The 14030-nt window shown below is 62.4% G+C and carries 13 protein-coding genes; 9 read left to right on the plus strand and 4 right to left on the minus strand.

What is annotated here, in order from left to right:
• Positions 1–288 precede the first annotated feature (288 nt).
• Positions 289–1815: a MocR-like pyridoxine biosynthesis transcription factor PdxR gene (gene pdxR / locus PQQ52_RS29465; RefSeq protein ID WP_408219409.1), complete on the plus strand. Its 1527-nt coding sequence runs from the start codon at positions 289–291 to the stop codon at positions 1813–1815.
• 113 nt (positions 1816–1928) lie between these two features.
• On the opposite strand, the gene PQQ52_RS29470 is transcribed toward pdxR, so the two are convergent.
• Both PQQ52_RS29470 and PQQ52_RS29475 read right to left on the minus strand, forming a co-directional pair.
• Positions 1929–2681 (minus strand): IclR family transcriptional regulator, encoded by a 753-nt coding sequence (locus PQQ52_RS29470; protein ID WP_408219412.1) that lies wholly within the window; start codon positions 2679–2681, stop codon positions 1929–1931.
• Between the two features lie 226 nt (positions 2682–2907).
• Positions 2908–3672 carry an IclR family transcriptional regulator gene (locus PQQ52_RS29475; protein ID WP_408219415.1) on the minus strand — a complete coding sequence of 255 codons (765 nt, stop codon included), beginning with the start codon at positions 3670–3672 and terminating at the stop codon, positions 2908–2910.
• A 201-nt stretch (positions 3673–3873) separates the two neighbouring features.
• Here PQQ52_RS29475 and sauS point away from each other — a divergent pair, with 201 nt between their 5' ends.
• The 7 genes from sauS to PQQ52_RS29510 all read left to right on the plus strand — a co-directional run bounded on the left by sauS (position 3874) and on the right by PQQ52_RS29510 (position 11414).
• Entirely contained in the window at positions 3874–5319 is a 1446-nt protein-coding gene (gene sauS / locus PQQ52_RS29480; protein ID WP_408219418.1) for an acylating sulfoacetaldehyde dehydrogenase, read from the plus strand.
• Positions 5316–6998, plus strand: coding sequence for an AMP-binding protein (locus PQQ52_RS29485; protein ID WP_408219421.1), 1683 nt, complete (start codon positions 5316–5318; stop codon positions 6996–6998). The genes sauS and PQQ52_RS29485 overlap by 4 nt, the downstream gene beginning before the upstream one ends.
• Before the next feature lie 141 nt (positions 6999–7139).
• Entirely contained in the window at positions 7140–8522 is a 1383-nt protein-coding gene (locus PQQ52_RS29490) for an MFS transporter (protein ID WP_408219424.1), read from the plus strand.
• 218 nt (positions 8523–8740) lie between these two features.
• The gene (locus PQQ52_RS29495; RefSeq protein ID WP_408219427.1) at positions 8741–9991 is read left to right on the plus strand and encodes a phosphatidylserine decarboxylase family protein; all 1251 of its coding nucleotides are present in this window, start codon (positions 8741–8743) and stop codon (positions 9989–9991) included.
• Positions 9992–10116: 125 nt separating this feature from the next.
• Positions 10117–10578 carry a VOC family protein gene (locus PQQ52_RS29500; protein WP_408219430.1) on the plus strand — a complete coding sequence of 154 codons (462 nt, stop codon included), beginning with the start codon at positions 10117–10119 and terminating at the stop codon, positions 10576–10578.
• Between the two features lie 3 nt (positions 10579–10581).
• Positions 10582–10920: an ArsR/SmtB family transcription factor gene (locus tag PQQ52_RS29505; RefSeq protein WP_408219432.1), complete on the plus strand. Its 339-nt coding sequence runs from the start codon at positions 10582–10584 to the stop codon at positions 10918–10920.
• The gene (locus PQQ52_RS29510; RefSeq protein WP_408219434.1) at positions 10917–11414 is read left to right on the plus strand and encodes an SRPBCC domain-containing protein; all 498 of its coding nucleotides are present in this window, start codon (positions 10917–10919) and stop codon (positions 11412–11414) included. The genes PQQ52_RS29505 and PQQ52_RS29510 overlap by 4 nt, the downstream gene beginning before the upstream one ends.
• On the opposite strand, the gene PQQ52_RS29515 is transcribed toward PQQ52_RS29510, so the two are convergent.
• Entirely contained in the window at positions 11408–12055 is a 648-nt protein-coding gene (locus PQQ52_RS29515; RefSeq protein ID WP_408219437.1) for a VTT domain-containing protein, read from the minus strand. The two genes, PQQ52_RS29510 and PQQ52_RS29515, sit on opposite strands and share 7 nt — an antisense overlap.
• 149 nt (positions 12056–12204) lie before the next feature.
• Here PQQ52_RS29515 and PQQ52_RS29520 point away from each other — a divergent pair, with 149 nt between their 5' ends.
• A complete protein-coding gene (locus PQQ52_RS29520) occupies positions 12205–12732 on the plus strand; it encodes a GNAT family N-acetyltransferase (protein ID WP_408219439.1) in 528 nt (175 codons plus the stop codon).
• Positions 12733–12932: 200 nt separating this feature from the next.
• Here the strand turns inward: PQQ52_RS29520 and PQQ52_RS29525 are convergent, their stop codons facing one another.
• The gene (locus PQQ52_RS29525) at positions 12933–13994 is read right to left on the minus strand and encodes an alkene reductase (RefSeq protein WP_408219442.1); all 1062 of its coding nucleotides are present in this window, start codon (positions 13992–13994) and stop codon (positions 12933–12935) included.
• Positions 13995–14030: the final 36 nt, after the last annotated feature.

Below are 14030 nucleotides of genomic sequence, written 5' to 3' on the forward strand. Positions count from 1 at the left end.
AGAATGGCCTTGTGGGTACGCGAGTACACGTGAATCCAACGCCCGCCGACGGGGGCTTGTCCCAATCGCCGACAATGGGGTGATGCGAGTATCGTCAGTAAAAAATAATGCGGGTTAGGGCCAGACGTGGCTGATCGTTGAGTCCACACCGCTGCATCAGCATGGGCTGTCGCGCCGGTCCCGCCGGCAGCCGCCCCGGGGCGGCTGGCAGGCGTTTTTTTGCGCATCCACAATGCCGGTGTCCGCCTTCGCGCGGGCGGGCTCCGCCTACAAAAATCAGGAGAAAGCATGGCAAGTCGCACCTCGGTGGCTCTTTGGAGCCAGCGATTCCAGCGTTCACCCGAGTCGAATATGAGCCTCCAGGGCCAGATTCGCCAGATGCTGGTGGCCGCGATTCTCGACGGTCAGCTACTGCCGCATCACGCGTTGCCATCGAGCCGCGAGCTGGCCGACCAGTTGAGCGTTGCCCGTAATACGGTCGTACTCGCTTATCAGCAGCTGGTGGAGGAGGGCTATCTGATCTCGCGCGAGCGCAGCGGGCATTTCGTCAATCCGGCCATCCTCGAAGGGAGACATGCATTTTCGCCGCTGCAAACGGTCCCGACGCAGGCCGCCAACGAAGCTCTCGCGCGGCCGGATTGGGACCAGCGTGTCAGAAGAAGGCCGTCGTCGCAGCGCAACATCGTCAAGCCGGGCAACTGGCTGAGCTACGAATACCCTTTTATCTACGGGCAGTTCGACCAGTCGCTGTTTCCGACCAACGACTGGCGCGAATGCTGCATGAAAGCGCTGTCGGTCATGGAGATTCGCAACTGGGCGCCCGACCTGATCGAGCGCGACGACGATACGCTGATCCAGCAGATCCGCACCCGCGTGCTGCCGCGGCGCGGCGTGTTTGCCATGCCGGACGAGATCGTCGTGACGATCGGTTGTCAGCAGGCGCTCTATCTGATCGCGGACCTGCTGGCGAGCGAGCGGACCACGATTGGCTTTGAAAATCCCGGCTATCCGGATGCCCGCAATATCTTCGAGAACCGCAATGCGCGGTTGCAGCCGCTGCCTGTCGATGGCGGCGGCGTGCGCCCGGTCGAGGACGCCGATCTGCTCGCACAATGCGACTATGTCTATGTGACGCCGAGCCACCAGTGCCCGACCACGGCCACCATGCCGATCGAGCGGCGCCATGCGCTGCTGGAACAGGCGCAGGCCCACGACTTCGTCCTGATCGAAGACGACTACGAGAGTGAAAACAACTTCTCGGGCACGCCGCATCCTGCGTTGAAGAGTCTGGATACAGCGGACCGGGTGATCTACATCGGCAGCCTGTCGAAGACCTTCGCGCCTGGTTTGCGGCTGGGTTATATCGTCGGGCCGCGTGAACTGGTCCGCGAATTGCGCGCGCTGCGGCGTCTGATGGTGCGCCACCCTGCAGCCTATATTCAGCGGGCGTTTGCCACCTTTCTGGCGCTCGGGCACCACGATGCATTGTTGCGGCGGCTCGCCCACGCCTATCGGGAACGCGCGCAGGTATTGATGACTGCGCTCGACACGCATCTTCCCGAAGCGCGCTATTTGCCGGTGGGCGGCGGCGCGTCGTGCTGGGTCGAGGGGCCGCCGTGGCTCGATGCGACACGCCTTGCCGCGGATGCGCAGGCACACGGCATTCTGATCGAACTGGGGCGGGTCTTCTTCATGACCGGGCTGGAGCAGAACCGCTGCTTCCGGATGGGCTTTTCGGCCATCAAGCTCGAAAAGATCGATGAGGGCGTGCGGCTGCTCGCGGAGCTCGTGCGCGCGCAGCAGCCCGAGGACTAGGCGGCGGGCCAGGCGATGTCACAAGCGGTGCCATAGGCGACGGCATAACCGCTGGCAGAAGCGGTGCCGCCCGCGACGGCACAAGCGACGGCATAAGCGACCACCAAAGCGCGCTAGAACGTTTTGGCGAGCTGTTGAGCGGCTTCCTGCAGGCGTGGCACGAACTCGAGCGCGCGCGACAGCGGCGCCCGTGAAACCGGCGCATGAACGGCGATTGCCGCGATACAGGTGTTGTTCTCATCCATCACCGGCGCGGCCACGCACGCAATGCCGGCGACAAATTCCTCGTTGTCGATGGCGATGCGCTTGTGCGCGGTGCGGTCGAGTTCCGCTTCGAGCAGTTCGGGATCGGTGATGGTATTCGGCGTGAAGCGTTCGAGCTTCAGCGTGCGGACGAGGGCAGCGCGTTGTTCGCGCGGCAGCATGGCCAGCAGCAGTTTGCCGCTCGCGCTGCAATGCGCCGGCACGTGCGAGCCGGGCTTGAGATCGAGTCGCAACGGCCAGGGCGCTTCGAGCCTGTCGAGATAGAGCACCTCGGTTTCGTGCAGCATCGTGAGGTTGCAGGTCTCGCCGAGATCGGCGACCAGGTGGGCCAGGATCGCATGCCGCAGCCGGCGGGCACCCGAATGCATCATGACGCCAAGACCGAGTTGCGCGAGGCGCGGGCCGATCACGTAGGCGTTTTTTTGTCCCGGCTCGCGGATCACGAGACCACCGGCTTCGAGCGAAGCCAGCATGCGGTGCAGCGAAGCCTTCGGCAGGTCGACGTCCTGGGCAATGTCGGCCAGCGACACCGGACCTTCCGCACGCACGAGATGTTCCAGTAGCGCGAACGCGCGCAGGGTGGGAGTATCCGCCTTAGTCATGTGTGCCGTTCCGGAAAATGGATCGGCATCATTGTAACGTGCGCCTTTGTTTGTCGAGGTTTTGGCGGGTTTGTGGTGCTTTCGGTGCGCAATTTCAGTGCAGATCATCCCGTTTTTCGGAATGCTATCCTGCGCTGCGTCAGGAGGACGTGAATGCCCGTTCGAACTGATGGCGGACCCGTTTTCGGTCCGCGCGTCCCGGGCCACTGCTGATTTTTCGTCTGTACTACTGCCTGAACGTTTTGGCTGTCTCCTCGGCGGCGAGGCGCAGATCGGGCAGGAAGGCCAGCAGATCGTCGAGTACGACCCGTCCAACCGGCGCCTGCACGGCAATGGCCGCGCAGGCGCGATTGCGATCCAGCATGACTGGCACCGCGATCGCGATGAGTCCCTGCAAATGTTCCTGATTATTGATTGCGAGCTGGCGCCGCCGCGTCGCGGTCAATTCCTTGCGTAATTCGCCGCGATCCGTAATCGTCCGCTCGGAATAAGCACGCAGCGGCAAGGTTTCGATGACCCGTTCGCGCCTGTCTTTGGGAAGAAAGCTGAGCAATAGCTTGCCGCTCGCCGAACAGTGCAGCGGCACGTGCGAGCCGGGTTGCAGGTGCATGCGCAGCGGCCACTCGGTTTCCACCCGGTCCACATAGACCACGTCATTGCCGGCCAGCATCGTGAGATTGCAGGTCTCGCCGATTTTGGCCACCAGTTGTTCAAGCAGCACATGCCGGGCAGCTGCCGGACCCGCATGCATCAGCACATTGACCGCCAGCATCCGTACGCGCGGCGAGCACTCGTAGAGCCGGTCACCGGCGCTGCGCGTGACAAGCCACGCATCCATCAACTGCACGAGGATGCGATGCACCGTCTGCTTGGGCAGTTCGAGGGCATGGACGAGATCCGTCATCGAAAGCGGGCCGCTTGCCTCAGCCAAGGTTTCGAGTACGCGAAATGCGCGCACGGCCGCCGCATTCGATTGATTCGAAGTCGACACACTGTCTCCTCAATGTCGTAGTTATAAGTTGGATTGTGCATCGGTCTGTTTAGTTTTCGGGACTATGGAAAGTCCCGAATTTCGCACTTTTCGATTCTCGCCGGCTCAGCGCGAGGGATAGTTCAAAAAACGGGACTCCGAAACAGGCACGGCTCACTAGATTGGTACCAACGCCAATCTTTCCAGTCCGGAGTGAACCGTATGAATGTTAGGGCCACAGAAGCGGAAGCCACGCACGCTAAGGCACAGAGTGAAGTCGAACGCGTCGTTGCGTCGACGGTTGCGCGTGCCCGCGCCGCGCAACGCGGATTCGAGGTGGCGGGACAAGCCATGCTCGATGCCGCCGCCGACGCCGCGGCGTGGGCGATCATGGAGCCCGCGCGCAACCGGCAGCTTGCCGAGCTGGCGGTACGCGACACGGGTCTGGGCAATGCGGACGACAAGTTCCGCAAGAACTATCGCAAGACGCTCGGGTTGTTGCGCGATCTGCGCGGGCAGAAGACCACGGGGGTGATCGAGCGCAATGACGCCACGGGCATTGTCGAGATCGCGCGAGCAGTCGGCGTGGTGGCGGCGATCACGCCGTCCACCAATCCGGCGGCCACGCCGATCAACAAGATCGTCAACGCCCTCAAATGCGGCAACGCCGTCATCGTGGCGCCTTCTCCCAAGGGCTATTCGTCGTGCGCGCTGCTGATCGAGTTTATCCATGCGCAATTCGCCAAAGTCGGGCTCCCGGCCGATCTCGTCCAGATGTTGCCCGCGCCGATCAGCAAGGCGGCCACTGCTGAACTGATGCGGCAGTGCGATCTGGTCGTGGCGACCGGGTCTCAGGCGAATGTGCGGATGGCCTACGCAAGCGGGACGCCCGCGTTCGGCGTGGGCGCGGGGAACGTTGCTTCGATCGTCACGGCGTCGGCCGATTTGCACGATGCAGCGCACAAGATTGCACGCTCGAAAACGTTCGACAACGCCACGAGCTGTTCATCGGAAAACAGCGTCGTTATCGAAGGCGCGGTCTATGCAGAGGTGCTGGCGGAACTGACGGATTGCGGTGGCGTGATGCTCGACGCCGCGCAAAAAGCGCGACTGCAGGCCGCCCTGTGGTCGAACGGCAAGCTGTCGGCACACTGCACCGCACGCTCGGCCGCGTCGATTGCACGTGCAGCGGGCCTCGACGACATAGCCGCCCGTGAGCCTGCGTTTCTGATGGTGGAGGAAACCGGCTTTGGCGCCGACTACCCATTCTCGGGTGAGAAGCTCGCGCCGGTGCTGACCGTTTATCGCGCGGAAACTTTCGATGCCGCGGCCGACATCGTGCGCGGCATCTACGCATACATGGGCGCCGGGCACTCGGTCGGCCTGCATTCCGCCGACTCGGGGCAGGCGGTGCAACTCGGTTCGACGCTGCCGGTTGCGCGCGTGATCGTGAATCAGGCGCATTGCCTCGCGACCGGCGGCAACTTCGATAACGGCCTGCCATTCTCGCTTTCGATGGGATGCGGAACGTGGGGCCGCAACAATTTCTCGAGCAATCTCAACTTTCATCATTACCTGAACATCACGCGCGTGGCCTACCCGATCGAGGAGCGCGTTCCCGAACTGGACGACGTACTCGGGGATTTCTTCGGGAGGTATGGAAAATGAAGGCGCTGCATACGATCCGCGCGCTGATCGACGCGCGCGCCGCACAATATCCCGACAAGCCGTTCCTGCTGGCTGCCGCTGAATGCGATGAGAACGGTGGCGCTTCTGCGCCTGCCGAAGCGCTGACATTCGCGGCGTTGCGCGACGACTGCCGCGCGCTTGAGACGGTCTTTCACGAAGCGGGCTTGCGGGCCGGCGATGTTGTTTCGGTCTTCATGGGCAACGGTATCCATACCGCAAGGTTGCTGCTCGCGGCGATGTACAGCGGGCTCGTTGCCAACCCACTCAATCTGCTGTGCCAGCCGTCGCAGTTGCGCTACATCGTGGAGCATTCGGACACGCGCATGGTCTTTGTTTGCGCCGATACGCACGCGGCTATGTCGAGCGCGATCGCCGGGTTGCGCGAGCAAGGCATCACACGCACTGTCGCGCTGATTCGTACAGAGCCCGATGCGACCGTTGCGTCTGTGCTGGCTTCAGTGCCGGCTTGCGCCGAACCCGCGCTGGTGGAAACGGCGGGTGTTGCCGCTGCGCAAGCGGAACCGGAATCGGAATCGGCCAATGATTCGCGCTATGGGCCATCTGTCACCGCCTGGGATTCCAAAGTGTCGTCAAGCGGTGAGCCCGATGCAGGCGATGTGGCGCTGCTGATGTACACATCCGGCACCACGGGTGCACCGAAAGGCGTCCTGCTGGACCACCGGAACCTGCTGGCCAATGCTCGCAACATCTCGCACGAACACCGGCTCGGCACCGGCGACCGGGTCTTCGCCGCGTTGCCGCTGTATCACATCAATGGTCTCGTCGTGACGCTGCTTGCACCGCTCTTTCATGGCGGCTCGGTTGTCATGACACCGCGCTTTTCCGCCCGCACCTACTGGCGCGATGTCGCGCGGCACGGTTGCACATGGATCAACGTGGTGCCGACGATCGTCGCCTATCTGCTCAACAACGATGAAGCCTGCACGTTCGACCTGTCCGCGCTGAGATTTTGTCGCAGCGCGTCGGCAGCGCTCCCCGTTGATCATCATCGCGCGTTCGAGGCGCGCTTCGGCGTCGGCATCATCGAAACGATGGGGATGACCGAAACCGCCGCGCCCGTGTTCAGCAATCCATACGAGTCAGAGCGTCGAAGAATTGGCAGTATCGGCCTGCCATCGGGCAGCGAGGCGAAAGTGATCGACCGTGATGGACGTGAATGCGCACCCAACGAGTGCGGCGAACTGGTGTTGCGTGGCGAGCAGGTCATGCGCGGCTATTACAAGCGCGCTGAGGAAACGCGTGCGGCCTTCACCGCCGACGGCTGGCTGCGCACCGGTGACCTCGGCTATCGCGACAGCGACGGTTATTTCTACATCAATGGCCGCGCGAAGGAACTGATCATCAAGGGTGGCGAAAACATCGCCCCGCGCGAGATCGATGAAGTGTTGCTCAAACACCCCGGCGTGCTGGATGCGGCGGCGGTGGGCATGCCGGATGCCGCGTACGGGCAGGAGATCGTTGCGTTCATCGTGCCTCGTGTGGCGCACGGGCAGGGCGCGCTCGACATCGAGGATCTGCATGAGCACTGTCTGCGCGAACTGGGCCGCTACAAGACGCCGAAGGAGTTTCGCTTCGTCGCGGAACTGCCTCGCGGACCCTCTGGCAAGGTGCAGCGCCTGAAGCTCGTGCCCACCTGACGGCGCGTGCATCGGCGTGGCCGGTTTGCGCCGGCAGGGCCAGGAGGGCGCGCGTCGACGCGCACGACTCGACGCAGTACGACGTACGGATCGAACGACTGCAGACGCCATCGGCGTCACATAAGAGAGACAGGAGACAGCATGCAAACGCACAAGCGGCGTGTGAAGACGCGCCACATCATCCTGGCCGTCATGTGTCTGATGTATTTCATCTCATACATCGACCGTGTGAACATCGCCGTGGCCGGCCCCATCATCCGCCATGAAATGGGACTGACGACGGTCCAGCTCGGCCTCGTGTTCTCGGCCTTTGCCTATCCGTACGCGTTCATGCAGGTCATCGGCGGCTGGCTGTCCGACAAGTACGGGCCGAAGCTGGTGCTAACGGTGCTGTCGCTGATCTGGGGGGCGGCGACGCTCGCCACCGGCTTCGCCGGCAGTGTGGCGATGCTCGTCGCGCTGCGGTTCGCGTTGGGCATCGGCGAGGGCGGCGCGTTCCCGACGGCGACGCGTGCATTTACCTACTGGATGCCGGTGGCGGAGCGGGGCTTCGCTCAAGGCATCACCCATAGCTTCGCCCGCCTCGGCGGCGCGGTGACGCCACCGCTCGTGCTCGCGGTGGTCGTGGCGGGCGGCTGGCGCGACGCGTTCATTCTGCTTGGCGTAGCGAGTCTTGCGTGGACCGTGCTGTACCTCTGCGTCTTTACGAACTCGCCGGAGCAGAACCGGCGCGTGACGCCCGAGGAAACGGCGGAAATCGGCTATCGTGCCGGCGACTGCGAACGCGCCAAGCGTGCGGCCACGCCGTGGCGAAAACTGATTCGTCGTATGTGGCTCGTCACGTTCGTCGACTTCTGTTACGGCTGGCTGCTGTGGGTCTATCTGACCTGGCTGCCTTCGTACCTGAAGGAGGCCCGCGGCTTCGATCTCAAGCAACTCGCGCTGTTCACGGCGTTGCCGCTGCTCGCGGGCGTGATTGGCGATACCTTGGGTGGCGTCGTCTCGGACCGTCTTTACAAGCGCACCGGCCGGCTGCGCTTTGCGCGCTGTGCAGTGCTGGTGGTGGGCATGGGCGGCTCGCTCGCGTTCCTGTTGCCGATGGTGTCCGCGACCAATCCGTTAATGGCAGTGGTGTTCCTGTCGGCGTCGTTCTTCTTTCTCGAGATCACGAATCCCGTGTTGTGGACCTTGCCGCTCGACATCGGCGGTCGCTACGCGGGTACGGCGGGCGGCATGATGAACACGGGCTTCGGCGTCGCCGGCATGATATCGCCGGTGGTGTTCGGTTATCTGATTGAGACAACCGGCAGTTATAACGTGCCGTTCACGATTTCCGCATGTCTGCTGGCGGTGGGGATCGTGGCCGCGCTTTTCATCGATCCGGCGAGGACGGTCGAGGCCGACGAGGAGCGCGAGCGGCTCGAAGGCGGCCAGATGAACGGCATGCCCGCATTTATTCCGGCGAGCGCCGGGGTGCGGCTGGAGCGGCACCATCTGCGCCGACCGTTGCGCTGGCGCAGATAGGGTGGGCTTAAGGGGCGGGCTCCGCGCTCGTGAGCCCGAGTTCGGCCAGAAGGGAACCTTGCCCAATGCCGCCGCGCTCGCGGATTGTGATCTGGTTGGCATAACCGCGTTACTGATGGCGACAGTCATCTAGCCTGGGCCGGGAATCTGCGCGTCAACGCACTTCCGGGCAGGTATCTTGCTGACAGCTCTTTAGTCGAAGACTCAAGGAGCAGTGCATGGCTGATAACCTGAAAAATCCTCTCGAAGAGCGCCGTCGACTTGGTGGCTGGTTGCCGCGCAAAGAAGCCGAACTGGTGGCGTTCAGAAAGGACCTGGCGAAGCAGGCGCAGGAACGGTCTGGCCAGGCTCCGCGGGTTAGCGCCGTGGAGGAACTGGCGGCGCTGATTAACGGCGACCCGGTCCTTCGCATGGACCTGACCCGGGCCATTGGTGACGCTATCGAAGCCGGGTACGAACTTGGCTATTCCACCATCGACGAGTTAATGGATATCGTCGACTATCTGATGACCTACGCCCCGCGCTTCAGCGAGGCGAGTTTGATTCACTGCCCCTTGAATGCAGTGCTTGACTGGCCAATGTGCATGCCGTCCGGCTATGCGCTATTTCGTGACCCCGCGCTTAACGCTCAACTCAAGCGAGTGCTTAACGTCTGGTGCGGATTTCTGAACGGCCCTCACTCACGCGCGCACCTGAACACATCTGCCCCCGAAGGTTGGTTCTCTCCTGAAGCACAGAAACAGCTGGACATATCCCAGTTTGTCTGCGATCCGGACAAGCCCTATTGGGGATTCTCATCGTGGAACGGCTTTTTCACGCGGCACTTCCGTTCCGGTGCCCGGCCGGTCGCAGAGCCCAATAACAGCAAGGTCATAGTCAGCGCATGTGAGGCTTCCCCGTACAACATCCAGCATGACGTTAAGCTTCGTGACGCGTTCTGGATCAAGTCCCAGCCTTATTCGCTGCAGGAAATGTTCACTGCGAGCCAACGTGAACTGGCAGAGAAATTCGTCGGTGGGAGTGTGTACCAGGCCTTCCTCAGCGCATTCAACTACCATCGCTGGCACGCGCCGGTTAGCGGCAGAATTGTGAAGGCATACCACGTCGGTGGCAGCTACTACTCTGACGCCGAATCGGAGGGCATCGACCCGGGCGGACTCAACGATTCACAGGGTTACACCACGGCGGTCGCTGCGCGAGCGGTTATTGTCATCGACTGTGATGACCCCGAAATTGGGCTTGTTGGCTGCATATTCGTCGGCATGGCCGATGTCTCCTCATGTGTCATCGACGCGCTCCCGGGACAATGGGTCAGAAAAGGCGATGAACTCGGCTACTTTCAGTACGGGGGCTCGACCTACTGCCTTGTCTTCCGGCCAGATGTGGTTCGAAGCTTTGTGCCGCACGCGCCGTTTAACGACGAGGCGCCCCCGCTCAAGGTGAATGCGCAACTCGCAACGGCACGATAATCGCAGGCAGATTTCTGGCTAACGATGGAAAACAACCGCTGACACGAAAATCCCTCCTTGCTTTTCCAATTTATTTAACTACAATGTTAAATATCAACCGAAAGGTTTATAAAAAGGAGGCAATCATGAGTGAGCCGCTTCATCGTCCTTCGCTGGGTGCGTCGGTGTACTACAAGGACCCATTTGCCGCGCTCGACTGGCTCGAGAAAGCGTTCGGCTTCGAGCGTCAGATGGTGATCACGGATAGCGACGGCCAGTTGGGCCACTCGGAAATGCGTTTCGGCGACAGCTACGTGATGATCTGCCGCGAATGGTCGGAAGACGCGGCGAGCCCGGCTTCGATCGGTGGCAAGAATACGCAATCGGTGCACGTGCAGCTGCGCGAGGGTATCGACGAACATTGCGCCCGCGCGCGCGCCGCGGGCGCCGTGATTACGCGCGAGCCGGCGGACCAGTTTTACGGCGACCGCGTGTATGCGGCAAGCGATCCGGAAGGGCACGTCTGGAGCTTCGGTCAGACGGTTCGCAAGGTGTCGCGCGAAGAAGCCGAGCGCGTGAGCGGCCTGAAAATCGAAGGGTGGGGATAGCCAATGGGATTGCCAGCCAGCGTCTCGCTCGACCGCACGTTGGCCGCGCTAGCCGATCCGAACCGGCGTCAGGTGATCGACCTGCTCAGCCAGCAGCCGATGCGCGCGGGTGAACTCGCGCAAGCCACTGGCCTTTCACCGCAGGCCATGAGCCGGCATTTGCGCGTGCTGCGTTCGAGCGAGTTGATCGAAGAATCGCATGACGGTCTCGACGCACGCGTGCGTCTCTACGTGCTGCGATCGGCGCCGATGAGCGAACTGAAGGCATGGCTCGAACAGACCGAAGCCCTATGGTCCGAGCAACTACTGTCGTTCAAGGCGCATCTGGAGCAGCAGGAATGAGTTCGCGCGTGCAGGTGTCGCTACGCGTCGCGGCAACGCCGCTGCGCGCATTCGATGTGTTCACGCGCGAGATCGGCAGATGGTGGCGGCCGAACGGGTTGTTTCAGTTCACGCCGCAAGGCGCGGGCATGCTGTCGTTCGAATCGTCGTCAGCGCCTGGCGAACACAGGCGCCTCGTCGAAACGCAACCGGACGGCAGTGTGTTCGAGATCGGCAGAGTCACAGCCTGGGAGCCGGGTGAGCGTTTGGCATTTGGCTGGCGTCAGGCCAGTTTCACCGATGCGCAGCATACGGATGTCGAGGTGCGTTTCGAAGCGGTGGGCGACGAAACGCGCGTGACGGTCGAGCATCGCGGTTGGGATACGGTGCCACAGGAGCATGTGGCGCGCCACCATTTTCCCGAGCGCGTGTTTCTGTTGCGGCACGGCGAGTGGTGGCAGGCTTTGCTGGCGTCTCTACGTTCAGAGGTGCAAGCCGCTGCACCGCTTCAATGAGCGCGCAACCTTCGGTTGACGAAGCGCCACACGGCGCTCACCAGCAACGATCCTACACCGAGCGAGACCCCCAGCAGCACGATCGAACTCATATGATCGCGCACCAGCGGCACATTGCCGAACAGATAGCCGGCCGCCACCAGCGACCCAATCCACAGCGCCGCGCCCGCCGTGACGAATGACACGAAACGTGCAAACGTCATGCGCGAAACGCCGGCGACGAACGGCGCGAATGTACGCACGACGGCAATGAACGGCGACAGCAGAAAGGTCAGACCGCCGCGCGCTTCGTAAAACGCGTGCGCCTTACGCAATGCATTCTTGTCGAGCCAGCGGTAGTCGGCGGTATAGACTTTGTCGCCAATCGCGCGGCCGATCGCATAGTCGACGATGCTGCCGGCCACGGTGGCGGCGAACAGAACGGGGACTACGAGCCACACATTCAGCGCACCGGTTGCGGCCAGCCCCCCGCAAATGAAAATCAGTGGATCGCCCGGTAAAAAGAATAGCGGCAGGAAGCCGATCTCGACGAACACGACGAGAAACAGCATCGCGTAGACGGCCGTGCCATATTGCACGATCAAACCGCTCAGGTGCTGGTCGAAGTGCAGGGCGACCTGCAGCACATGCATGAGATCCATCTTGGTTCGAAAGGGATTTAGGTGTTCAGGAGTTTAGTCCCGTAGCGGCGCGGGCACTTGTTTATTTCGCGGTGGTGATGTCAAGATCGGGGCCTGTCTGTCCGAACCACGTTCCAGAATCCCGTCTGAAAAATCTCTACGAAACGCTTATGCAATACGCTTCTAACCTCGCATTCCGCCTCGCCGAGCCTCACGATGCCGACGCCATCCGCGCGATCGAATTCGAGGCAGGCCAGCGCTTCGTCAGCGTTGGCATGACCGGTATCGCCGATGCCCCGCCGATGGAGCTGGAACTCGTCTACCACAAGATCGGGGCGCAGCAGATCGTCGTCGCCGTGGATGCGGATGCGACCTGTGTGGGGTTCGTGATGTTCGAGCCGCAGCCCGCGCGCTTCTACGTTCAGGAGGTCGATGTGTTGAGGTCGCATGCCGGGCAACGCATCGGTGCGGCACTAATCGAGCAGGTCGCACAACGCGCGCTTGCGCAACAGGTCACGCAACTCACGCTGTCGACGTTTCGCGAGGTGCCGTGGAACGCGCCGTACTATCGGCGGCTCGGCTTTCGCGATATCGAAGAGGCCGATCTCGATGAAGCATTGATCGCTCGGCGCGCCGCGCATATCGCACGAGGACTCGACGAATCGAAGCGCGTGTTCATGCGGCGTGATCTGGCATGACGGCGGGCGCGATGGCCTGGCTTGCTTGTGGTGCGGTATGGCGCGGGCCATGTGCGCCGCGCGCAGGGTTCAGCGCATAAAAAAGTGCGGCGGGTGTGACCGGATAACGTCCCGGCCACACCCGCCGCGTGGTCTTGCAGCGTACTACGGATAGCTTGCCGCTTTAACGAGGCGGCTGATGCTCCGCTAGCCTCAAGTCCTTATTCGACGGTTTCCAGCGTCGGATAATCCACGTAGCCGGTTTCGCCGCGCGCATAGTATGTCGCCGGATTCGGCTTGTTCAGCGGTGCGTTCGTCTCGAAGCGGCGCACCAGGTCCGGATTCGCGATGAACAGTTGACCCCACGCCACTGCGTCCGCTTCACCCGCGTCGAGCACGTGCTGCGCGGTTTCCCTGGTGAACTTTTCGTTCGCGATGTACGGGCCGCCGAACGCCTTCTTCAATTGCGGGCCGAGGCGGTCGTCGCCGAGCGCTTCACGAGCGGCGATAAACGCAATCTTGCGTTTGCCGAGTTCGCGTGCCACGTAACCGAAGGTGGCCGCCGGATCCGAATCGCCCATGGCGTGCGCGTCGCGGCGCGGCGCGAGGTGGACGCCGACACGGTTTGCACCCCAGACGTCGATACAGGCGTCCGTGATTTCAAGCAGCAGGCGGGCGCGGTTTTCGATCGGGCCGCCGTAGGCGTCGGTACGTTTGTTGGTGCTGTCCTGCAGGAACTGGTCGAGCAGATAGCCGTTCGCGCCGTGTACTTCCACACCGTCAAAACCTGCCGCTTTTGCGTTTTCGGCGCCCTTGCGGAACGCGTCGACCACACCGGCGATCTCGTCGAGTTCGAGTGCGCGCGGCGTCACGTACGGACGCTCCGGACGCACCAGGCTCACGTGACCCTGAGCTGCGATGGCGCTCGGCGCGACCGGCAGTTCGCCGTTCAGGAACAGCGGGTCCGAAATACGGCCGACGTGCCACAGTTGCAGGAATATCTTGCCGCCGGCTGCGTGCACGGCGTTGGTAACGACCTTCCAGCCTTCGACCTGTTCTTGCGACCAGATGCCCGGGGTGTCGGCGTAACCGACACCTTGCGGCGTGACGGAAGTGGCTTCGCTGATGATCAGCCCTGCCGTGGCGCGTTCGGCGTAGTACTTCGCCATCAGCGCGTTCGGCACGCGGATTTCTTCAGCGCGTTGACGCGTGAGCGGCGCCATGATGATGCGGTTCGACAACGTAATGTCGCCAATCTGGAGCGGGTCAAAAAGAGTCGGCATATGAGTTCACCTTGGGTGGCGGGCACGTGGCCCGAG

Origin of the sequence: Paraburkholderia sediminicola (assembly GCF_046030555.1) — a bacterium.
GTDB lineage: Bacteria > Pseudomonadota > Gammaproteobacteria > Burkholderiales > Burkholderiaceae > Paraburkholderia > Paraburkholderia sediminicola_E.

Bases quoted from the DNA above. Each gene is read 5' to 3' on its own strand.
- PQQ52_RS29520 (WP_408219439.1), top strand. From the start codon at position 12,205: ATGCAATACGCTTCTAACCTCGCATTCCGCCTCGCCGAGCCTCACGAT.
- pdxR (WP_408219409.1), top strand. From the start codon at position 289: ATGGCAAGTCGCACCTCGGTGGCTCTTTGGAGCCAGCGATTCCAGCGT.
- PQQ52_RS29490 (WP_408219424.1), top strand. From the start codon at position 7,140: ATGCAAACGCACAAGCGGCGTGTGAAGACGCGCCACATCATCCTGGCC.
- PQQ52_RS29485 (WP_408219421.1), top strand. From the start codon at position 5,316: ATGAAGGCGCTGCATACGATCCGCGCGCTGATCGACGCGCGCGCCGCA.
- PQQ52_RS29470 (WP_408219412.1), bottom strand. From the start codon at position 2,681: ATGACTAAGGCGGATACTCCCACCCTGCGCGCGTTCGCGCTACTGGAA.
- PQQ52_RS29500 (WP_408219430.1), top strand. From the start codon at position 10,117: ATGAGTGAGCCGCTTCATCGTCCTTCGCTGGGTGCGTCGGTGTACTAC.
- PQQ52_RS29505 (WP_408219432.1), top strand. From the start codon at position 10,582: ATGGGATTGCCAGCCAGCGTCTCGCTCGACCGCACGTTGGCCGCGCTA.
- PQQ52_RS29525 (WP_408219442.1), bottom strand. From the start codon at position 13,994: ATGCCGACTCTTTTTGACCCGCTCCAGATTGGCGACATTACGTTGTCG.
- PQQ52_RS29510 (WP_408219434.1), top strand. From the start codon at position 10,917: ATGAGTTCGCGCGTGCAGGTGTCGCTACGCGTCGCGGCAACGCCGCTG.
- sauS (WP_408219418.1), top strand. From the start codon at position 3,874: ATGAATGTTAGGGCCACAGAAGCGGAAGCCACGCACGCTAAGGCACAG.
- PQQ52_RS29495 (WP_408219427.1), top strand. From the start codon at position 8,741: ATGGCTGATAACCTGAAAAATCCTCTCGAAGAGCGCCGTCGACTTGGT.
- PQQ52_RS29515 (WP_408219437.1), bottom strand. From the start codon at position 12,055: ATGGATCTCATGCATGTGCTGCAGGTCGCCCTGCACTTCGACCAGCAC.